The sequence below is a fragment of the Burkholderia sp. Bp9012 genome (genome assembly GCF_003853825.1).
In the GTDB taxonomy this organism is placed as follows: Bacteria; Pseudomonadota; Gammaproteobacteria; order Burkholderiales; family Burkholderiaceae; genus Burkholderia; species Burkholderia diffusa.
Map to the genome: position 1 here is coordinate 83,933 of NZ_QTQA01000004.1, position 21,679 is coordinate 105,611.

Genomic DNA, 21,679 nt, shown 5'->3' on the forward strand with positions numbered 1-21,679 from the left:
CGGCATGCGCGAACCTGTCATTGCCGCCGCGGGCGGCCACGTGGCCCAGACCGAACCGTCGCGCTGGGTCGCCCGCTGGTCGCGGCTCGTCCCGGCGAGCGGCACGGTGCTCGACGTCGCCGCGGGCGGTGGTCGCCATGCACGCTGGTTTGCGTCGCACGGGCATCCAGTCGTCGCGCTCGACCGCGATGCGGCCGCGCTGGCCGCTTTGCGCGCGATTCCTGGTGTCGATGTGCGCGACGCCGATCTCGAGGGCGCGCCCTGGCCGCTGCCGGCCGGTGCGTCGTTCGCGGCGGTGATCGTCACCCATTATCTGCATCGCCCGCTCTGGCCCCGACTGCTCGATGCGGTGGCGCCGGGCGGCGTGCTGATCTACGAAACCTTCGCGCAAGGAAACGAAACGGTCGGCAAGCCGTCCAATCCTGCGTTCCTGCTCGCCCCGGGCGAGTTGCTGGACGCGGTGCGCGGCCGCCTGCGGGTGGTTGCGTACGAGGACGGATTTGTCGCCGCGCCGCGCGAGGCGTTCGTGCAGCGCATCTGCGCGGTACGCGAGGGCGCGACCCCGACAGCGGGGGCGGGAATTCCACGTTACGAACTGCCCGGCTAATCCGCTACAATCTCAACGTTTACCGGTACAACAATCAATCGCGTTTCATGGCTAACGGCACCCAAGACGGCATTCAAATCCGCGGCAGCATCCCCGCGATCGTCACCCCGATGCTCGAAGACGGCAGTCTTGACCTGCCGGCGTTTCGCAAACTGATCGACTGGCACATCGCGGAAGGCACCGACGCACTCGTCGTGGTCGGCACGAGCGGCGAGTCGGCAACGCTCAACGTCGAAGAGCACATCCTGATGATCCGCACGGCGGTCGAGCATGCGGCGAAGCGCATCCCGATCATCGCGGGCGCGGGCGGCAACTCGACCGCCGAAGCGATCGAACTGACGAAGCATGCGAAGGCCGTCGGCGCCGACGCGACGCTGCAGGTCGTGCCGTACTACAACAAGCCGACGCAGGAAGGGATGTACCGGCACTTCAAGGCGATCGCCGAGGCGGTCGACCTGCCGGTGATTCTGTACAACGTGCCCGGCCGTACGGTCGCGGACATGGCGCACGAGACGACGCTGCGCCTCGCTCAGGTGCCGGGCATCATCGGTGTGAAGGACGCGACCGGCAACATCGATCGCGCCGCGCACCTGATCAAGGCCGCGCCGAAGCATTTCGCGATCTACAGCGGTGACGATCCGACCGCGATCGCGCTGATGCTGCTCGGCGGCCACGGCAACATCTCGGTGACGGCGAACGTCGCGCCGCGCGCGATGAGCGACCTGTGCCGCGCGGCGCTGGCCGGCGACGTCGCAACGGCGCGCGAGCTGCACATGAAGCTGCTGTCGCTGCACAAGAACCTGTTTGTCGAGGCGAACCCGATTCCGGTGAAGTGGGCGCTGCAGGCGATGGGCAAGATGCAGGGCGGCATCCGCCTGCCGCTCACGCCGCTCGACGAGCGCTGTCACGACGTCGTGCGTTCGGCCCTCGTCGAGGCCGGCGTCCTCTGATGCTCAGGCGGCCGCGTCCTGCGGCCGCCGGCTCGACCCCTCATCAACCCGCACCGGCCGGCTCCGTCCGGCGCCGCTCCTGACGAGCGTTCTAGCAAGACGAAGGATTTCATGAAACGTTTCGCCTTTTCCTCTCGCGCCATCCAGGTTTCGGTGGTGGCGCTGGCGCTGGGCGCGCTCGCCGGCTGCGATACGCTGAACGATTATCTGGCTCCAGACCGGGTCAACTACAAGAACACGGGTTCGGCGCCGCCGCTCGCGGTGCCGAGCGACCTGAAGCCGGTGCCGACGACCCAGCAGTTCGTCGCGCCGCCGAGCAACGCTGGTCTCGGCACGCTGCCGCCGCGGGCGACGACGGCCGCCGGCAACGCGACCGACGGTGTCCCGAGCGCGCAGGATCCGCTCGGCATGCATATCGAGCGCGACGGCGACCGCCGCTGGCTCGTCGTGGACGGGCGCACGCCCGAGCAGCTGTGGCCGATCCTGAAGGAATTCTGGCAGGAGAACGGCTTCTCGCTGAAGACTGACGCACCGTCGACCGGCATCATGGCCACCGACTGGGCCGAGAACCGCGCGAACATTCCCGATGACTGGTTCCGCCGCACGATCGGCAAGGTCATCGACTTCGCGTACTCGTCGGGCACGCGCGACCGTTTCCGCACGCTCGTAAACCGTACGCCGGACGGCAACACTGACATCTCGATCACGCACAGCGCGATGGAGGAAATAATGGTCGGCCCGCAGGGCGGCACGTCGTCGCGCTGGGAAGAGCGTCCGCGCAATCCGGTGCTCGAGGCTGTGTTCCTGACGAAGCTGATGCAGAAGTTCGGCCTGAGCGACGCGCAGGCGAAGCAGCTGCTGACCGATGCGCGTCCCGCGACGGCGCCGGCGCAGGTGAGCGATACGAGCAGCGGTGCCGCGACGCTGCAACTGGCGGAATCGTTCGACCGTGCGTGGCTGCGCGTCGGTCTCGCGCTCGACCGCACCAACTTCGCGGTCGACAATCGCGACCGCGAGAAGGGCCTGTACACGGTCCGTTACGCGAACACGATGGAAGAGCTCAAGCGCGACGGGCTGTTCGGCAAGCTGTTCTACGGCGGCCCGTCGGCGGCCAAGCCGGGCAAGGAATACTTGGTCAACGTGCGCGCGCAGGGCAGTGGCGGCACGCAGGTCGCGGTGGTCGACGCGACCGGCAAGGTCGACAACTCGTCGGACGCGCAGCGGATCATTTCGCTGCTGCACGCCCAGTTGAACTGATCGCGTGCGCTTCGCCAGCCTCGGTAGCGGCAGCGAAGGCAACGCGCTGGTCGTCGAGGTCGCAAGCGGCACGACGACCACCCGCGTGCTGCTCGACTGCGGTTTTTCAGCGAAGGAGGTCGAGCGCCGCCTCGGCCGCCTGAATCTCGGCATCGACGATCTCGATGCGATCCTCATCACCCACGAACACAGTGACCACGTCGGCAGCGCGCTGACGCTCGCGCGGCGCGGGTCGCTGCCGCTCTACATGAGCTGGGGCACGGCACGCGCGGTGGGCGCGGACGAAGCCGATGTCGATCTCCACGTGTTGTGGGGCGACGAGACAGCCGCGATTCGCGATCTGGCCGTGATGCCATATACGGTGCCCCATGACGCGCGGGAACCGCTCCAGTTCGTCTTCATGGACGGTTGCCGCCGGCTCGGCGTGCTGACCGACGTCGGGATGGCCACGCCGCACATCACGGCCGTTCTGAGCGGTTGTGACGCGCTGGTGCTCGAATCCAACCACGATACCGAGATGCTCGCCGGGAGCCGCTATCCGCAGTCGCTGAAGGCGCGGATCGGTGGCAATCATGGCCACCTGAGCAACGCCGCCGCCGCGGGCATCCTCGCATCGCTCGAACGCAGCCGCCTCCAGCACCTCGTCGCGGCGCACCTGAGCCAGCAGAACAACCGGCCCGAGCTGGCCCGCCAGGCATTGGCCGGCGTGCTGGGAACGGACGGGGAGGAAGTGGTCGTGGCCACGCAGGACGCGGGCTTCGACTGGCTGACGCTCGGCTGAGCAGGCGCAGGATCGGACGCCCGGGACGGCTCTTGGCCGATCTTGCTGCCGGATACCATGCGCGCAACCGACAGACGTAAAAAAACCGGCCCGAAGGGCCGGTTTTTTTTCAGCTGATGCTGAGGCTTACTGGCTTGCGCCCGAAGCCGGAGCAGCCGTCGCTGCCGAAGCAGCCGACGCCACAGCAGCAGCTGCGTCGCTCGCAGCAGCCGTAGCCGACGAAGCAGCAGCAGCTGCGTCGCTCGCAGCACCAGCAACTGCCGAAGCAGCCGACGAAGCAGCAGCCGATGCGTCGCTAGCAGCCGACGAAGCAGCTTGATCAGCGCTCTTGTTGCAAGCAGCCAGTGCAACAGCAGCCAACAGGGAAGCTACGAGGAGGGATTTCTTCATGATCACGTCCTTTTATGGTTAAAGGTAAGCAACAGCGCGAAACAATACCGGTAATGTGCTCCAACACCGACCTGGGCCGCTGGTGGAGACGCACTTCTAGAGCGTGAATCTTCCCTACGGCTTGGGCGGAAATTATATGCACTTTCCTATCGACCGTCGACAAATGCGGGGTCAATACGTTGTCTTTCCCATACAGAATTTGATCTGCACGGGCATACGGGGCGGCTCACTAAATCCGGTTTCCGACCCGTATCCAGCCCGCACAATACCACTCGTGCAGCAAGGCTGTCATTGAGGGAACCCGGGATAGTGTTACAAACCGTTTCGCCTCCATGTGGCGCAGATTGGCCAGTTCGGGCAGCCATGCGCCGGCCTGCTCGAGCGGTTCTTCCTCGCCATTAATGAAGTACGAGCGCGCGTTATACATCAATGCGGCCCGTCTGTCGAGATACACGCCCCGGCGCGACGCCTGCGCGACGAACGCGGCCTCGGACAGCGGGCGCGCCGGCGGCTCGAATACGACGTTCGATTTGGGTTCGCTCAGGTAGCAACCGAGGAATTCGGCGACGTCACGCTTGCGCCAGCGGATCGCATCGACGATCTCGGCGACGCGCTCGACCATCGCCGGCGGCAGTTGCGCCGGGGTGTCGACCGCCGGCTGCCTCGGGTCGCGGTAAAGCGCGTCGCCACGCTCGTCGCGCAGGCCGCCGCGCTCCGCGAGGTAATACAGGAATTGCGCGCCCAGCTCCCCGGCGGACGGCGCCCGAAAGCCGATCGAGCAGGTCATGCATTCGCCTTCGGCCACGCCGTCGTGCGCGATGTGCGGCGGCAGGTACAGCATGTCGCCCGGCTCCAGCACCCACTCGTCGCTCGGCTCAAAATGCTCGAGGATCTTCAACGGGACGTCCGGCTGCAGCGACAGGTCCTTCTGAGCACCGATGCGCCAACGGCGCCGGCCCTCGACCTGTAGCAGGAATACGTCGTACGAGTCGAAGTGCGGGCCGACGCCGCCTCCGTCGGTCGCGTACGAAATCATCAGGTCGTCGAGGCGTGCGTCCGGGATGAAGCGGAAGCGGTCGAGCAGCGCGCGTGCCGCGTCCACGTGCAGGTCGAGCCCCTGCACGAGCAAGGACCAGGACTTTCGCGAGACGGCAGGCAGCGCGCCCGGCTCGAAGGGACCGTGGGCCAGTTGCCACTTGTTACGAAAATGGGTGATCAGTCGCGATTCGGCGTCATAGTCGGCTGCCAGCTCGAACAGTGCGTCGCGCGTCACCGGCGGCTTCACGCCGGGGATCGCCTGGCGGATCAGCAGCGGCTTCTTCTGCCAGTAGCGGCGCATGAATTGCGCCGGCGAGAGGCCGCCGAGCAGCGGTGTGGGAAGATCGGAAGGCGGCGCGCCGAGCGGGGCGGCAGCGGCATCCCGCGGTTCGGCTTGAGACCGGTTGCGCATCGTATAATGAGACTTGTATTTGGGAGAATTGGATGAAAATCGCAAAAAACACCGTCGTGTCGGTCGCTTACAAGCTGTCGGATGCGCAAGGCAATCTGATCGAGGAAAGCGACGAGCCGATGGTTTATCTGCACGGCGGCTATGATGGCACGTTCCCCAAGATCGAGGAACAGCTCGACGGCCAGGAGCCCGGTTACCAGGCGCAGATTCAGCTCGAGCCGCAGGACGCGTTCGGCGACTACGATCCCGAACTCGTGAAGATCGAGCCGCGCGATCGTTTTCCCGAGCCGATCGAAGTGGGCATGCAGTTCGAAGGCACGCCGGAAGACGGCGACGAGGAAGTGGATTCGCTGATCTACACGGTCACGGACATCGCCGAGGACAAGGTCGTGCTCGACGGCAACCACCCGCTTGCGGGCATGGCGCTGCGTTTCGCACTGACGGTCAAGGACGTTCGCGAAGCGACCGAAGACGAGATCGAGCATGAGCACGCGCATGGCGCGGAAGGCCTCGAAATCGTCGACGAGGACGAAGACGAGGACGAGGAAGGCGACGCACCGTCAGGGCGTACCCTGCACTGAGCTGGCAGGCAGGCTGGGCGCCGGCCCTGAAGCAGGGCGCGGCGCGGGCCACGAAGCGCCGTCCGGTGTCGTGCCGTCGCCTTGAAGCGGCGGCGCGACCGACGACGAGTCGGGCAATGCCGGCAAGGCCGGGATCTCCGGCATCTGCGGCAGCGGGACGTTATCGCGCGGCACGACCGGCAGCGCGGGCGGGGTCGGCAGATTCTTCGGGACGTCCTGCACGCTCACGTTGAAGATCGTCTGCCGTGCCGGTGACACGTTGACCTTCACCCATTGATTCGCCGGATGACGCGGTCCGATCGCGACACGCGTCACATTTCCCACCAGCACGCCGTCGTCCGCATGCAGCGGGCGATCGATCAGGAAGCCGTTCGCAAGCGGCTCGCTGCTCGCGTGCACCACCAGGATCGGGCCGCGGAATACCGCCGCCGCCTTCACCAGTGTTCGTTTCAGTTCACGAAAACCGTCGCGGACGCGCGGCCGGTTGAAACGCAACCACGCAAAGCGTTCGGCACGCTCATAGCGATCGAACTGCGGATCGCCTTCGAAAATCACCACGATCGCGCGCGCTTCGTGCCGCTTCGCATATTCGGCCGCGTGGTCGATCCAGAAGCCGTTCGCGATGATGCGGTCCTCGAATTCGCCGTTCCGCCCGCCGGCCGTCAGATAGTGGTTGTTCGGTGCCGGTGCGTTCAGCGCGACATAGACGACATCGTCATGCAGCCAGCGCGCGTTTTCGCGATAGGGCCGGAACCGGGCGACCTCACTTTCGCGCGTGATCTGCAGCGCGCCGGGGTCGGGCAGCGCCGCGTCGGCCAGCAGCGTCTGACGCAGGAAGTCCAGACGTTCGACCGGGTCGTAGTTGCCGCCGGCCGCCGTGTTGCACGTTACCCAGTCGTCGTGGCCGGGAATGAACACGAGCGGCACGCGAGATGCGTCGAGGATCGCGCCGCGCTGCGTATACAGCGAGTCGCGGCACGCTTCCTTTGCGCCCTTGATGTTGCCTGCATAGACGACGAAGGCCAGATTGCGCTCGCGCGCGATCGATTCGAACAGCCGTTGCGCGGCTGGCTCGTCGGCCGGCGTATCGATGACGCCCGACACGACCGCGAACGAGTAGGGGGCGGCGGCACGTTTGGGCGGCGCGGCCAGCGCGCCGGCCTGCGCCAGCGCGAGCACCGCCGCGACCAGCGCAGCGGTGGCGCGGGCCGGCCAACCCGACGGGGTGCGCTTATGCGTGCCCGTCGGCATCGTGCGAGCGGACGAGCGTGCGCAGTTCGTACAGCAGATCGAGCGCGTCGCGCGGCTTGAGGTCGTCGGGATCGATGTCGCGCAGCCTTTCGAGTGCCGGATGCGGGATGTTGGACGGTGGAGGCGCATCCGCGCATTCGAGTTCGTCGGTCACGGCGGGCGGCGCGCTGAACAGGTCGAGCTGCGGCGTATGCTGCGTGGCCGACTGTTGTTCGAGATACGCGAGATGCTTGCGCGCGGCGCGGATCACCGGTGCCGGCACGCCCGCGAGTTGTGCAACCTGCAGTCCGTAGCTCTGGTTCGCCGGGCCTTCGTTGACCGCGTGCAGGAACACGATGCCGTGACCGTGCTCCACGGCCGACAGGTGGACGTTGGCCGCTTGGGGGAATTCGGCGGGCAGTTGCGTCAACTCGAAGTAATGCGTCGCGAACAGCGTGTAGCAGCCGTTTTGCGCCAGCAGATGACGCGCGATGGCCCATGCGAGCGCGAGGCCGTCGAACGTCGACGTGCCGCGGCCGATTTCGTCCATCAGCACGAGGCTCTGCGGTGTCGCGTCGTTCAGGATCGCAGCCGCTTCGGTCATCTCGACCATGAAGGTCGAGCGGCCGCCGGCGAGGTCGTCGGCCGCGCCGATTCGCGTGAATATCCGGTCGATCGGGCCGAAGCAGGCCGACTTCGCCGGCACGTAGCTGCCGACGTATGCGATCAGCGCGATCAGCGCCGTCTGCCGCATGAAGGTCGACTTACCGCCCATGTTCGGGCCGGTGATCAGCAGCAGTTTGCGCTCGGCGCCGAACCGGCAGTCGTTCGCGATGAACTGCTCGACCTGCGCTTCGACGACGGGGTGACGCCCCTGTTCGATTTCGATGCCGATTTCGTCGGTGAAGGCGGGTGCGACCCAGTCGAGCGTGCGGGCGCGCTCGGCGAACGCGGCGAGCACGTCGAGCTCCGCGAGCGCCGACGCGACGCGCTGACACTCGGCAATGAACGGCAGCAGTGCCTGCAGCACGCCGTCGTACAGCGCGCGCTCGCGAGCCAGCGCGCGTTCCTGCGCGGACAGCGCCTTGTCCTCGAAAGTCTTCAGTTCGGGCGTGATGTAGCGCTCGGCATTCTTCAGCGTCTGGCGGCGGCGATAGTCGTCGGGCACCTTGTCGGTCTGGCCGCGCGTGACCTCGATGTAGAAGCCGTGCACCTTGTTGTATTCGACGCGCAGGTTCGCGATGCCCGTGCGGATACGCTCACGCGCCTCGAGATCGATCAGGAATTGCCCGCAGTTTTCGGAGATGTCGCGCAGCTCGTCGAGCTCCGCATCGTAGCCGCGCGCGATCACGCCGCCGTCGCGCACCATTGCGGCAGGCTCTGGGGCGATCGCGCTCGTCAGCAGGTCGAGACATTCGGCGGGCGGCTCGAGCGCCGCGTCGATGCGCGTGAGCGCATCCGCGTTCGCGACGATCGCGCCGATGCGTTCGCGCAGCGCGGGCAGCGCGGCGAACGTGTCGCGCAGGCTCGACAGATCGCGCGGGCGCGCGGACATCAGCGCGAGACGCCCGGTGATCCGTTCGACGTCCGCAATCTGGCGCAGTGCGGTTCGCAGGGCGTCGAGGCTCGCGTTCACGGGCGCTTCGAGCAGTGCGCCGATCGCTTGCTGGCGTGACTGTGCGGCGACGGACGCGCGCGGCGGGTGATGCAGCCAGTGACGCAGCAGGCGGCTGCCCATCGTCGTGCAGCATGTGTCGAGCAGCGAGTATAGCGTTGGCGATTCGGTGCCGCGCAGCGTTTCGGTCAGTTCGAGGTTGCGGCGCGTAGCCGGATCGAGCCCGATGTATTCGGTTTCGTTCTCGACCTTCAGGCTGCGCACGTGACGCAGCTGCTGACCCTGCGTGGCGGCCGCGTACAGCAGCAGTGCGCCGGCAGCTCCGCATGCGCTCGTCAGCGAATGCGCGCCGAAGCCGTCGAGGCCCGCGACGTCGAGCTGGTCGCACAGGCGCTGCGTGCCCGACGCGATATCGAAATGCCATGCCGGCACACGCTTGATCGCACCGGCGCCGGCGGGCACGGCGTCGGTCGTGCCGTCCGCCGTGAGGATCTCGGCCGGCCGGATGCGTTCGAGCGCGGCGCCGAGCTGCTCGGGTTCGATTTCGGCGAGCCGTAGCGCGCCGCTTGCGAGGTTCAGCCACGCGAGGCCGATGTTGACCGCCACGCCACGCTTGTTGTGGCCCGCGCACATCGCGAGCAGGTAGACGTCGTTCTTGTCGGACAGCAGCGCGGCGTCGGTCAGCGTGCCGGGCGTGACGACACGCACGACCTTGCGCTCGACCGGCCCCTTCGACGTCGCAGGGTCGCCGATCTGCTCGCAGATCGCGACCGATTCGCCCATCTTCACGAGCTTCGCCAGATACTGTTCGACCGCGTGATGCGGGACGCCGGCCATCTTGATCGGCGTGCCGGCCGATGCGCCGCGCTGCGTGAGGGTTAGATCGAGCAGACGCGCCGCTTTCTCCGCATCCTCGAAGAACAGTTCGTAGAAGTCGCCCATCCGGTAGAAGACGAGCGTGTCGGGGTGATCGGCCTTGATGCGCAGGTACTGCTGCATCATTGGAGTGACGGTTGCAGGTGCGGCCGTGGGTGGCGTGCTCATGTGATCGGGAAAAGTTGCTTTGGTTGCCCAAGTTTACCAGCGGCCCGAACCGGACACCTCGAAGTTCGCCATTCGGCCAGTTGTCGCCGATAACCTTTGACATGATGTCGTCCAGTGAGTGGGAAGGACGATACGGGGCGCGCGATATTTGCGAAATGGAATTGCTTGAGATCCATCATTGCGGCAATGCAATGATGCTCGCCCATCCAGAGAGTGGGCTCATCCTCGCCACTGCGTTACTTCGGCCATCGCCATGACGGCTCCGAGAGATGCTCCGCAAAATAATCGGACAGCACCGCCACCTTCGCCGGACGTGCACGCGCCGATGGCGTGACGAAGTAAAGGCCGCCCTTCGTCAGCGACCAGTCGGTGAGGATCGCCTCAAGGCGGCCATCGGCCAGATATTCGCCGGCGATGAATTCGGGCAACTCGGCGATTGCGAGGCCGTCGAGCAGCGTGGGCAGCAGCGCATCGGAACTCGTCACGCGCAACGGGCCGGTCGGCTTGACCGGCTCCTCCTCGCCTGCAGCGTTCGTGAAGCGCCACAAATCGCTGCGCGCGCGATACGCGTATGAAAGGCATGGCCGGTCCGCCAGGTCGCGCGGATGCGCGGGCCGCCCTTCGCGCTTCAGGTACGCGGGCGACGCCACCACGAATTGTGTGACCGGGCACAGGCGTCGTGCCACCAGCGACGAATCAGGCAGCGCGGCAATGCGCAGTGCGGCGTCAAACCCATCGGCAACCAGATCGACTGACGCATCCGAAAGGTGCAGGTCGATCGACACCTCCGGATACGCGCGAAAGAACGCGGGCAGCAGCGGCGCGACCCAGCGCAGCCCGAACGACATCGGTACAGCCAGGCGCACCAGTCCGCGCGGCTGCACCGACATTTCGCGCGCGGCGCTTTCTGCTTCTTCGGCCTGACGGTAGATCTCTCCGGCCTTATCGCAGATCGTCCGGCCGAACTCGGTGAGCGAGAGTTGGCGCGACGTGCGGTTGACGAGCCGCGCGCCCAACCGGTCTTCGAGACGGGCGACGCCCCGCGAGACCGTCGCCACCGACACGCCCATCGCGCGCGCCGCGGCCGCGAACGATCCTTCCTCCGCGACCTTCGCGAACATAGCAAGTCCTTCGAAATCAGGCAGCTTCGCCATTTCCCCTCATCTTTTCATTTTTGCAACGTTTGATTGCAATCAATTCTATTTCGATAAGCCTTGGGCGTCGATATTCTCCTCACATCGCAGCACGAAACACCGAACGCAGTCATCCACTTACCGAACGAAAGGAGAAGCACCATGGCACGCAAGCTCGACAACAAGATTGCACTCGTTACCGGCGCAACCAGCGGCATCGGCCTCGCCACCGCACAGCGTTTCGCGGCAGAAGGCGCGCACGTCTACCTCACCGGCCGCCGTCAGGCTGAACTAGATGCCGCAGTGAAGGGCATCCGCGAAGCGGGCGGCAACGCGACGGGGGTACGTGTCGATTCCACAAAGCTGGGTGAGCTCGACGCGCTGTATGCGCAGATCAAGGAAGAACAGGGGCATCTCGACGTGCTGTTCGCCAACGCCGGCGGCGGTTCGATGCTGCCGCTTGGCAGCATCACCGAAGAACACTACGACGACACCTTCGATCGCAATGTGAAGGGCGTGCTCTTCACGGTGCAAAAAGCGTTGCCGCTGCTCGCCGAGGGGGCGTCGGTGATTCTTACCGGTTCAACGGCAGGCAGCGCGGGCACGGCTGCATTCAGCGTGTATTCGGCATCGAAAGCCGCGGTGCGCGCCTTCGTACGCAGCTGGATTCTCGATCTGAAGGATCGCCGCGTCCGGGTTAATACAATCAGCCCGGGTGCGACGCGCACGCCCGGCTTGCTCGACCTCGCCGGTGACGATGCAGTCCAACGCCAGGGTCTTGCCGATTACCTGGCTGCCCAGATCCCGATGGGGCGCCTCGGCGAGCCCGGAGAGATCGCAAGCGCTGCGTTGTTCCTTGCGTCGGACGACGCGAGCTTCGTGAACGGCATCGAGCTGTTCGTCGATGGCGGGCAGCAGCAGATCTAAGCGCCCGCTGGATGTCTGTGATCGGTGGGTAACGGTCGATCCTCGAAAGAGCCAGCGTAGGTCGTCGCGTAGGTTCGTGCGCCGAGCCTTATCAGGTAAGGCGCAGATGCTGCTGCATCATTCGGGTGACGGGTGCAGGCGCTGCGGTGGGGCGCCTGCTCATGTGACCGGGAAAAGTTGCTTTGGCTGCCCGAGTTTACCAGCGGGCAGGACGCGCCTGCGCGAAGTTCGCCCATCGGCCGGTTGCAGGCGTTGAGAATTGGCAGCGACTTGTGCTCCTGCCTAAATTGGTGGGCTTAGCGTTGCGGGCACAACAGAGACCTAGTGCTAACCCCGACAGGCCGATTGCGGCCGACAGTCTAGATTGTGACCGTATGGGTTCGTTGATTGCCGGGGAGACATCGGGCTGTGATCGGCGTCGTTTCTCGGCATCGTCGACCGCGCAGTACGCGATCGTCAGGATCACACTAAGACGGGGGGCGGCAATGCGACTGCGCACGAAGGCGATACTTTTCTACTTGGCAGCAACGGTCATACCACTTGGCGTTGCTGCGCCCCTTTCCATTGCCTTGCCGACGTCAGCCAAAGCCTTGGCTGCGGTCGTTGGACTTGGAATTGCAATGTTTTTTGGGGTGGCCCAGCTTGTTCTCCTAGTTTGTCCACATTGCCAATCGCTTGCCATTCGAGCGTCAAGTGGTGCATGGACTCCCTGGGTTGGTTCTAAGTGCCGCTACTGTCACAAGTCGTATTAGAGGTGTCTAAGCTGCGCAGAGTTCGAGTCTGGTCGAGTGCAGGCATGTGCTCGTAAGAGGGTGGGGCGGGCCATTGAGAACAGGTGCGAAATGAAATATTTGCACGTTTTGGCGGAAAAATACCAAATAAAATTGGAGCGCTTCAACCAACTTCTGATCGCCTCGACGGCAACGCCATGCGACGTCAACGTTGACGTTGGTTTTGGTCGAAGCGATCATCGCAAATCGATCATTTTTTCCCACCACGACATAGGCGCGGGCGTTTATGTCTACGGATTTGGGGCCAAGGAATTGTCAGTTCGCCTTCGGGAAATCGATCGCCTGGCAGAAACGCTAAGGCATCTATTTTCTGAGTATGCATTCGCTATTGAGTGGGATGGAAGAGATCTGACAGCGAGAATCAATATGTACTATTACAGTCCTTATAAGGATGAGATGCTGGCGGCAACACTTTTCTCAGAACTGCGTGACGTTTCTGGATATCTGAAATCGGTGGCATCATCGGTCAGTTTTCGGCCGGAAAGTGCCCGATGCAAAATCGGACCCCGTTGGGTTAGAACGGCAACAAACACGGCCGCGTTTCTTTTTCCCTTTCTGCTCTTGTTTTCGATGGGGGCCTTCGTTTACACCAAATTGAAGGGACTGTAATACTGCTAAGCCGGTGTCCGCGGCGGTAGGCGCATGGGCGCTTTGGGTCAATAACTACCGATCCGGGATAAGCGTAAGCGTAGGACTTGGCGTAAGTTTGTGTGCTAAGCCTTGTCAAATAAGGCGCAGGTACTGCTGCATCATTGGAGTGACGAGTGCAGGTGCTGCCGCGGGTTGCGTGCTCATGTGACCGGGAAAAGTTGCTATGCAGCCCGAGTTTGCTAGTGGCCTGAACGGGACCGCTCGAAGTTCGCCATCCGGCCAGTTGTCGGCGATGGCGAGTGGCAGCTACGGTTGACCGCTCCCGGTCGTTCAGAGTCTTTTGCTGACGAGCCGATCGGTGCGTGAGTTGACAACTTTATTGCCGAAGTTGTGACAGCTTTTTTCCTGTACGGCACCGGCCTCCATGATTCCCAGTGCAATGTATGGTCTGCGGGCGCCGACCTACCTCAATCGGCACTGATATCTGACAGTCTTTGACCATGAAGCATGGTCGGTCGCTGTAGCCTTAGAGATGGATTCGCAAAGGTCGTTCGACGCCGTAACCGCGATCGGCGTGGCGCAATACCCGGTCTCGGTTGTTCCTGTGCCTTGGCTTATGCGAGCAACGAAAGTTGCAGCCCCACGAGGCCCTTGTGAAGCCGTCTCGTATACATGCTCTGCGAGTGCAAGCATCCCTGTGCCGTACGCACCGGTGCCGTCCTGTTCATAAAAAGGTGATCCCCGTGAGGACCATTGCATTGATCGTGTTGACCTGTCTGGCACTGACCGCTTGTGGGGGCGACGATAGTTCCTCTTCCCCGGCGCAGGCCGGGAACGGAGCAGAGTCCACCAACAACGGTCGCATCGGGGGTAGCGACGGCTCTGGCAACAGTACGCTGACGCTGCGCTACGATGCACTGCCGACTGCGGCGGATCAGGCAAGCTTCCTGACGCTGATCAACAACGAAGGCGCAAAGGGCTATCGCTACCTCGGCGACTACTTCTACGACGCTAGCAATGGCGGTTCGCAATCGATCTTCGTGAACGACGGCGCCGCGCAGACATACACCTACCAGTTGCAGGCGACGCCGACCAGCATGACGGGCTTCGTCAGCCAGGCCAACGCGCAAGGCACGAGCGGCTACCGGTTCGAAGGGCCGCTCACGTACGGTTATCTCTATCGCAAGGACGGCGGCTCGTCGGCCACCTACACATACACGACAACGGACCTGTCGACGGACCCGGACGCGTTCGTCGCGCAGGCGAACGGCGAGGGGCAGTCGGGCTACTGGTTCCTGGGCCCGATGGTCGCGGGATCGGAACAGGCGAACGTGTACATGAAGGACAACGCGTCGAACGCGACCTACACATATGATGTAGTGATGCCGACGTCGACCGTCGGCGACTTCATCACGCAGGCCAACAGCGAGGGTGCGAAGGGCTATCGATCGAAGGGCAAGATGCAGTTCGGCCCTTTGCAACCGACTGGCGCGATTAATCTCTCGTGGATCTACATGAAGGACCAGACTCAGTCGGCGACTTTCACGTACCAGTCGGCCGCGGTCCAGGCGACCGGCGCGAGCTTCGTCCAGCAGTTGAATACGTTCGGCGCGCAGGGCAATGCGTATCTCGGCGATCTTCCTCTCGGCATGCCGTCGCCGACGGCATCTTTCTACTTCGAGGCCAGCAACTGCACGGGTTTCCTGTGCACAACGCTGAATCCGCTCACGCAGAACTAAGCAATCGCGGCGGCTGCGTTGAGCGGCCGCTTGTTTTTTCGCAGCTGGGCGAGTGTTGACGATTCAGTATCCGCCTCGAGTTGGAGATCTCCGAATCTAGTGTGACCAACTAAAAATGGGCCGCAGGTCAAGATTCGCTTCTAACGACAATGTGACTGTCTGCTTTCGCCTTCGGCGACTGACGCCTCCGGGTCGATAACGGCCCATCCCCAAAAGCATGAGCGTAGGTCTTGGCGTAGGTTGTACGCTGGGCCTCGTCAGATAAGGCGCAAGTACTGCCGCATCATCGGAGTGCGGCCAGCAAAGGCCTCGGGCGACAGCGTGGTCATAGATCCGGCATGAAGTTGTTGCTTGAGTTGCCCAAGTTTGCCAGCGGCTTTGACGAATACGGTCGAAGTTGGCCGATAGGCCAGCTGATCGCGCGATACGACTCCGTGTCCGGCAACAATTCTGGCTCGTGCGGCTTGGCCGGTCGGCTGGCCCCAAGGGATAGCGCCGGTGCTTGTCTTGCCGGCATGACACTTATCGATCAGCCAAGGCGGGCAGGCGGCCTGTCGACCAACCGGATCTCGATACGGGTTGCGGCGTCGTGCTGAAACTCCGTCCCGGCACTTGTTCCGAGGCCGCTGCGCCGTTGACCTGAGTCAAGCGGGGGCGATCGACTCCGCTTAAAGTGAATTCACGTCGGAATTGATGGACGCGCGGCAAGGGATACGTCGTGCGGTCCGCTACTGACGGAGCCGGCTCGGCAAATCGAGCTTCTGCAGGGAAGACGTCGTGAAAGAGGCATCATGAGATCCCCATCCTTTGCCATGCTTGCCGCATTATTCGCGGGGTGTGCCGCGTCGATGACCGCCAATGCGCAGACGTTGGACAAAATCTCCCGGTCCAATCAAATCGTTGTTTCGTACAGGGAAGCCGCCGTGCCGTTCAGCTACCTGCTGACACCGCATAAAGCCGTCGGCTTTTCGATGGACGTAACGGAAGCAATCGTCGACGACGTTCGCAAGGTACTTCGCAGACCGGATCTGAAGGTCGCTTACGTGCCGGTCACCGGTCAAAATCGAATTCCGCTGCTCGTCAATGGCACCTACGATCTGGAGTGCGGGTCGACGACAAACACCTCGGCGCGCGGCAAGGACGTCGCGTTTTCGATCAATTACTTTTATGCCGGTACGCGGCTGATGGCAAAACGGGCGTCGCGCATTGGCGACTATGCCGACCTCGCGCATAAGGCTGTCGTGACAGTCGGCGGGAGTACGAACGAAAAAACGCTGCGACGCCAACTCGAAGCGCAGCACATCGATGCCGAAGTCGTGCTGACAAAGGACTACGCCGACGCACTAAAGATCGTCGCGGACGACAAAGCGGCAGCGCTCGCCCTCGATGACGTTCTGCTTTATGGGCTCAGGGCCAACGCGGACGACCCGAGTACGTGGGCCGTGGCGGGAGACGCGTTGCAGGTGGAGCCATACGCATGCATGGTGCGCAAAGACGATCCGGCGTTCAAGCGACTCGTCGATGGCACGCTCACTCGGCTCATGAAGAATGGCGAATTCAGTCGCCTGTACGCGAAATGGTTTGAATCACCTATTCCGCCACATGGCGCGAATCTTGACATGCCGATGAGCGCGGCACTAAAGGGAAATCTGGTCACGCGCAGCGATCGACCTGCACAGTGACGATCGATCGGCGTGGCGCAGGTCTTGGCGTAGCTTCGTGCGCCAAGACTTGTCGGATCATGCCGGACAAGAAAGAGATGCCCGCTTGCGAAAGCGAGGCGTCGCTCATGCGGCCCTCAAACGTTGTCCGTGCGCCAACGACGCGGTGTAACGCCGGTGACGCGCGTAAATGTTCTCGTGAAGTGGCTCTGGTCGGCGAAGCCGCATGCATCCGAGATCATTTGCAGGGGCATGGACGACGTGCGCATGTACATCATTGCTTGCTCGATGCGCTGATTGATCAGCCAGCGATGGGGCGGCAACCCGGTGGTCTGATGAAAGGCTTTGACGAAATGGCCGCGAGACAGGCCGCATGCTTTCGCCACATCGGCAATCGATATGTTCCCGGTTAGGCGTTCGAGAAGAAGTCCTTTCGCCATTCGCTCCTGCCACGCAGTGAGTTTGCAGGTCGACTTCTCCCGGCGCTCGCTGACGCCGCCATACAGGCGCGCGACATGCGCCTGGAAGGCGAGCGCGACATGGTCGATAAAAAGCTGAGATGCATGCTCGGGCTGCGCTAAAGCGGGGAGCAGAGCGTGGCCCAGCCGATGGATGATCGGATCCGTCGCACTCAAATGCGGCGGCAAGTAAAGCTGTGGTCGCTGCCTGCCTCCGATTTCATCGACCGTCTCCTCCAGCGTTCGGCGAGGGAGGTGAAAATGGATGCAGTCGAACGCCCCCTTCAGGTCGGAAACCCATCTGCGATCGAGATCATGAATCGTGACGGTCCCTGCGTCATAGGGGACAAAGCGGGCAACGCGTCCGTCAAGCCACAATTCCTGTTCGCCGAACGCACGCAATTGCAACACGATGAGATCGGCGTCTTCAAGTTCATATGGCGCAGTTCGGCCAATGTTTCTACGAGATGTCTTCAGTCGGCTGATGCCGACCTGGGAATGCGGCAACGTCTGCGTAATCACGCTTTGCCTGAGGTCAGCCGGCATGAAATCAGATGACGCGTTGTCTGACTGTGCAGCGGCCATGGATGCGTGGAAACGTAGAGAACCTGGGCGCCAAGTGTACCAAAGCGAAATCAGGCCCGGCGTCAGTCGTGTTCGGCATATCGGCCTCTGAATGGCCGCGGCGCATCGCAAAGGCCGGAGATCACGGTCGGAGACTGTCGGTCCGATGCGGCGATTGGAGCTCGCCCCGGGCAAGCATTGAAAATGCAGGCTTGACTCGGCGCATGGGCATACGTGCGCCGAGTCCGGCCTGCAATATCAGGACGTGTGCGACGACATCAGATCGAGCGCCACCGCCTGCGCGACTTCGATACCGTCGATCGCCGCCGAATAGATGCCGCCTGCATACCCGGCGCCTTCGCCGGCCGGATACAGCCCTTCGACGTTCACGCTCTGGTAATCGTCCTTGCGCCGGATCCGGATCGGGGACGACGTGCGCGTCTCGACGCCGGTGAGCACCGCGTCGTGCATCGCGAAGCCGGCGATCTTCTTGTCGATTTGCGGCAGCGCTTCACGAATGGCCTCGATCACGTAGTCGGGCAGCGCGGTGCTGAGATCGGTCGGGCGCACGCCCGGTTTGTACGACGGCACCACGGAGCCGAGCGACGTCGACGGCCGGCCCGCGATGAAATCGCCGACCAACTGGCCCGGGGCGCTGTAATCGCCGCCACCGAGCTCGAACGCGCGTTCTTCCCATTTGCGCTGGAACGCGATGCCCGCAAGCGGTCCGCCCGGATAGTCTTCCGGCGTGATGCCGACGACGATGCCCGCATTCGCGTTGCGCTCGGCGCGGGAATACTGGCTCATGCCGTTAGTGACCACGCGGCCCGGCTCGGAGGTCGCCGCGACCACCGTGCCGCCGGGGCACATGCAGAAGCTGTAGACCGCGCGTCCGTTGCTGCAGTGATGGACGACCTTGTAGTCGGCCGCGCCGAGTTGCTTGTGACCCGCGAACTTGCCGAAGCGGCTGCGATCGATCAGCCCCTGCGGATGTTCGATCCGGAAACCCAGCGAGAACGGCTTCGCTTCGACGTACACGCCGCGCTCGTGCAGCATCTGGAACGTGTCTCGCGCGCTGTGGCCCACGGCCAGCACCACGTGATCGCACCGGAGCGTTTCGCCGTTCGACAGCGTCAGCGAGCGCACCTTGCCCTGGTCGATTTCGATGTCCTCGACCCGGGTTTCGAAGCGCACTTCACCACCCAGTTCGTGGATGGTCGCGCGCATCTTTTCCACCATGCTGACGAGGCGGAACGTGCCGATGTGCGGCCGGCTCAGGTACAGGATGTCTTCCGGCGCGCCGGCCTTGACGAATTCGTCGAGCACCTTGCGGCCGTAGTGGTGGGGATCCTTGATCTGGCTGTAAAGCTTGCCGTCGGAAAACGTCCCGGCCCCGCCTTCGCCAAACTGCACGTTGGACTCGGGATTGAGGATGCTCTTGCGCCACAGGCCGAAGGTGTCCTTGGTGCGCTCGCGCACGGCCTTGCCGCGCTCGAGGATGATGGGGCGGAAACCCATCTGCGCGAGGATCAGGCCGGCAAACAGGCCGCACGGCCCCATGCCGATGACGACCGGGCGCAGGAAGTTGGCGTGCTCGGGCGCCTTCGTGACGAAGTGGTACGCCATGTCGGGCGTCACGCCGCAATGCGGCGTGCCGGCGAGTCGCGGAAGCACGGCCGCTTCGTCCTTGACTTCGACGTCGACGATATACGTGAGCTTGATGTCGGCGCGCTTGCGCGCATCGTGCGCACGGCGGAACACCGTGTAACGGAGGAGCCCGTCTGCCGGCACGCCAAGCTCCGCGAGGCGCGCACGGATCGCGGCCTCGAGGGCGCTCTCGGGGTGGTCGAGCGGGAGTTTAAGTTCGCTTAGCCGTAACATGAGTATTCGGATACGGTCGCCACGAAGTCGTGGCGGTGTTGAGACGGGCGGGGCGGCGTGCCGGCGGCAGCGGTGCTGCGTCAGACGCGCCGCGCGGGCGCGGCCCGGATTTACTCCGCTGCCGGATGCACGCGGCTGTAGCGGTTCAGGATCGGGATCATCTGCGCGTAGATCTTCGGGTTCGCCGCGACGATCTCATGACGATGCAGGAAGTCGGCGTCGCCCGTGTAGTTGCCGACGAGGCCGCCGGCTTCGGTGATCAGCAGGCTGCCCGCCGCCATGTCCCACACGTTGATGCCCTGCTCGAAGAACGCATCGAGACGGCCGGCCGCGACGTTCGCGAGGTCGAGCGCGGCCGCGCCCGGACGGCGCAGCCCCGTGCACGCCTGTGTCATTTCGGTGAACAGGCGCGCATATGCGTCGAGGCCGTCCTTTTCGCGGAACGGGAAGCCGGTCCCCACCAGCGCGTCCGCCAGGCGGTCGCGACGGCCGACGCGGATGCGGCGGTCGTTCAGGTACGCGCCGCGGCCGCGGGTGGCCGTGAACAGGTCGTTCTTGTTCGGATCGTAGATGACGGCCTGCGTGACGACGCCCTTGTGCTCGAGCGCGATCGACACGCAGTAGTACGGGAAGCCGTGGATGAAGTTGGTCGTGCCGTCGAGCGGATCGATGATCCACTTGAATTCGGATTCGTTCTCGGATTCGCCCGATTCCTCCGCGAGGATCGCGTGGTCGGGGTAGGCGGTCTTCAGCGTCTCGATGATCGCCTCTTCGGCGGCCTTGTCCACTTCGGTGACGAAGTCATTCTGTTGCTTCTTGCGGATCTCGATCAGGTCGAGGTCGAGGGAGGCACGGTTGATGATCTGTCCGGCGCGGCGCGCAGCCTTGACAGCGATGTTGAGCATGGGATGCATGAGCCTGGATCCTGTAGCCGGCGGCACGGGCCGCCACGAAGTGGAACACACCGCCCGGAACGGCGCAAACGGGCCGGGCGAGATGAGACGCGAATTGACAAAGAGCAGGGTACGACCCGCGTCGCACGGGATGCGACACGTAAACGCATGATTTTACCCGATTTTCGAGAGTTTCAGGTGGTCGGAATGCGGGGAAACCCCACTGGCCGTCCGGACGAGTGGGTTTGCCGGGGCGATGGCGATACCATACTGCCATTCTGATGAACCGAGTCGTATGTAGTGGAAACCCCGCAGAACCCCGCCGCGCCGTCCGAATCGGGCACGGCCTCGCCCCTGCCGCCGTCCGGCGGCTTCACGTCCACCCGTTTCGTGCTCGTCGAGCCGAGCCATCCCGGCAATGTCGGGGCGGCCGCCCGCGCGCTGAAGACGATGGGTTTCTCCAGGCTCGTACTGGTTGCGCCGCGCGTGCCGCATGTGCAGAGCGACCCCGAAGCGATTGCGATGGCGAGCGGCGCGGATGACGTCCTCGCGTCCGCGCATGTCGTGCCCACGCTCGGCGACGCACTGTCCGGCGTCCACTGGTCGATCGCGCTGACTGCCCGCACGCGCGAATACGGGCCGCCGCGCCTTGCGCCGCGCGCGGCCGCCGAACAGGCGTGCACGCAGGTCGGCACCGGAGACGTCGCGTTCGTGTTCGGCAACGAGCGCACGGGTCTCGCGAACGAGCACGTCGAACAGTGCAGCGCGCTCGCGCACATCCCGGCGAATCCGGCTTACAGCTCGCTGAACCTCGCGCAGGCCGTGCAGGTGCTCGCGTATGAACTGCGCGTCGCGCTCCTGGAGCAGGGGGGCGAGCCGTCGCACCAGGCGCCGGCGGAAGCCGGCACGCTCGCGCAGAGCGATGAGATCGAGCGGATGTATGCGCACCTCGAGAACGCGCTGATCGCGCTCGATTTTCTCGATCCGCGCAATCCGAAGAAGCTGATGCCGCGGCTGCGGCGCCTGTTCGCACGCACCGGTCTCGAGCGCGAGGAAGTCAACATCCTGCGCGGCATCGCGAAGCACATCCTGCTGAAATCCGGCACGCCCGACGGCGACGCGTAAGCAGTCCGGCA

18 protein-coding genes are annotated in these 21,679 nt (G+C 63.9%); 10 read left to right on the forward strand and 8 right to left on the reverse strand.

All coding sequences use genetic code 11. The features are described from left to right. Positions 1 to 4 precede the first annotated feature (4 nt). The 4 genes from DIE11_RS06490 (at position 5) to DIE11_RS06505 (ending at position 3,595) form a co-directional block, all read left to right on the forward strand. Complete coding sequence (locus tag DIE11_RS06490; RefSeq protein WP_059608386.1) at positions 5 to 607, forward strand: bifunctional 2-polyprenyl-6-hydroxyphenol methylase/3-demethylubiquinol 3-O-methyltransferase UbiG; 603 nt, start codon at positions 5 to 7, stop codon at positions 605 to 607. A 47-nt stretch (positions 608 to 654) separates the two neighbouring features. After that, entirely contained in the window at positions 655 to 1,557 is a 903-nt protein-coding gene (gene dapA, locus DIE11_RS06495) for a 4-hydroxy-tetrahydrodipicolinate synthase (protein ID WP_124622346.1), read from the forward strand. A 111-nt stretch (positions 1,558 to 1,668) separates the two neighbouring features. After that, a complete protein-coding gene (gene bamC / locus DIE11_RS06500) occupies positions 1,669 to 2,814 on the forward strand; it encodes an outer membrane protein assembly factor BamC (protein WP_124622348.1) in 1,146 nt (381 codons plus the stop codon). A gap of 4 nt (positions 2,815 to 2,818) precedes the next feature. Continuing rightward, the gene (locus tag DIE11_RS06505) at positions 2,819 to 3,595 is read left to right on the forward strand and encodes an MBL fold metallo-hydrolase (RefSeq protein ID WP_059608383.1); all 777 of its coding nucleotides are present in this window, start codon (positions 2,819 to 2,821) and stop codon (positions 3,593 to 3,595) included. Between the two features lie 319 nt (positions 3,596 to 3,914). On the opposite strand, the gene DIE11_RS37510 is transcribed toward DIE11_RS06505, so the two are convergent. Together DIE11_RS37510 and DIE11_RS06520 are read right to left on the reverse strand one after the other, a co-directional pair. Beyond that, positions 3,915 to 4,160, reverse strand: a complete 246-nt coding sequence (locus DIE11_RS37510) for a hypothetical protein (RefSeq protein ID WP_011657350.1) — start codon at positions 4,158 to 4,160, stop codon at positions 3,915 to 3,917. A 54-nt stretch (positions 4,161 to 4,214) separates the two neighbouring features. Then, a complete protein-coding gene (locus DIE11_RS06520; protein WP_124622350.1) occupies positions 4,215 to 5,435 on the reverse strand; it encodes a cupin domain-containing protein in 1,221 nt (406 codons plus the stop codon). Positions 5,436 to 5,467: 32 nt separating this feature from the next. On the opposite strand from DIE11_RS06520, the gene DIE11_RS06525 reads away from it, so the two are divergent. Beyond that, complete coding sequence (locus tag DIE11_RS06525) at positions 5,468 to 6,016, forward strand: peptidylprolyl isomerase (protein WP_059608381.1); 549 nt, start codon at positions 5,468 to 5,470, stop codon at positions 6,014 to 6,016. On the opposite strand, the gene DIE11_RS06530 is transcribed toward DIE11_RS06525, so the two are convergent. The 3 genes from DIE11_RS06530 to DIE11_RS06540 form a co-directional block, all read right to left on the reverse strand. Beyond that, on the reverse strand, positions 5,996 to 7,267 hold the full coding sequence (locus DIE11_RS06530; protein ID WP_124622352.1) for a hypothetical protein: 1,272 nt from the start codon (positions 7,265 to 7,267) through the stop codon (positions 5,996 to 5,998). The two genes, DIE11_RS06525 and DIE11_RS06530, sit on opposite strands and share 21 nt — an antisense overlap. Then, positions 7,248 to 9,905 carry a DNA mismatch repair protein MutS gene (gene mutS, locus DIE11_RS06535; protein WP_124622354.1) on the reverse strand — a complete coding sequence of 886 codons (2,658 nt, stop codon included), beginning with the start codon at positions 9,903 to 9,905 and terminating at the stop codon, positions 7,248 to 7,250. Before mutS ends, DIE11_RS06530 begins: the two co-directional genes overlap by 20 nt. A 236-nt stretch (positions 9,906 to 10,141) precedes the next feature. Then, positions 10,142 to 11,059, reverse strand: a complete 918-nt coding sequence (locus DIE11_RS06540; protein WP_124622355.1) for a LysR family transcriptional regulator — start codon at positions 11,057 to 11,059, stop codon at positions 10,142 to 10,144. A gap of 141 nt (positions 11,060 to 11,200) precedes the next feature. On the opposite strand from DIE11_RS06540, the gene DIE11_RS06545 reads away from it, so the two are divergent. From DIE11_RS06545 to DIE11_RS06560, 4 genes are all read left to right on the forward strand, one after another. Then, positions 11,201 to 11,965, forward strand: coding sequence for an SDR family NAD(P)-dependent oxidoreductase (locus DIE11_RS06545; protein WP_124622357.1), 765 nt, complete (start codon positions 11,201 to 11,203; stop codon positions 11,963 to 11,965). A gap of 842 nt (positions 11,966 to 12,807) precedes the next feature. Next, a complete protein-coding gene (locus DIE11_RS06550) occupies positions 12,808 to 13,365 on the forward strand; it encodes a hypothetical protein (RefSeq protein ID WP_124622359.1) in 558 nt (185 codons plus the stop codon). Positions 13,366 to 14,090: 725 nt separating this feature from the next. Continuing rightward, positions 14,091 to 15,086, forward strand: coding sequence for a hypothetical protein (locus DIE11_RS06555; protein WP_124622361.1), 996 nt, complete (start codon positions 14,091 to 14,093; stop codon positions 15,084 to 15,086). 791 nt (positions 15,087 to 15,877) lie between these two features. Then, positions 15,878 to 16,768: an amino acid ABC transporter substrate-binding protein gene (locus tag DIE11_RS06560; protein ID WP_124622363.1), complete on the forward strand. Its 891-nt coding sequence runs from the start codon at positions 15,878 to 15,880 to the stop codon at positions 16,766 to 16,768. Between the two features lie 116 nt (positions 16,769 to 16,884). Here DIE11_RS06560 and DIE11_RS06565 read toward each other — a convergent pair whose 3' ends face one another. The 3 genes from DIE11_RS06565 to DIE11_RS06575 form a co-directional block, all read right to left on the reverse strand. Then, positions 16,885 to 17,790, reverse strand: coding sequence for an AraC family transcriptional regulator (locus tag DIE11_RS06565; protein ID WP_124622364.1), 906 nt, complete (start codon positions 17,788 to 17,790; stop codon positions 16,885 to 16,887). 237 nt (positions 17,791 to 18,027) lie between these two features. After that, complete coding sequence (locus DIE11_RS06570; protein ID WP_124622366.1) at positions 18,028 to 19,650, reverse strand: NAD(P)/FAD-dependent oxidoreductase; 1,623 nt, start codon at positions 19,648 to 19,650, stop codon at positions 18,028 to 18,030. Between the two features lie 110 nt (positions 19,651 to 19,760). Further along, complete coding sequence (locus DIE11_RS06575) at positions 19,761 to 20,564, reverse strand: inositol monophosphatase family protein (RefSeq protein WP_059607917.1); 804 nt, start codon at positions 20,562 to 20,564, stop codon at positions 19,761 to 19,763. Positions 20,565 to 20,843: 279 nt separating this feature from the next. Here DIE11_RS06575 and DIE11_RS06580 point away from each other — a divergent pair, with 279 nt between their 5' ends. After that, positions 20,844 to 21,668: an RNA methyltransferase gene (locus DIE11_RS06580; RefSeq protein WP_124622368.1), complete on the forward strand. Its 825-nt coding sequence runs from the start codon at positions 20,844 to 20,846 to the stop codon at positions 21,666 to 21,668. Positions 21,669 to 21,679 lie beyond the last annotated feature (11 nt).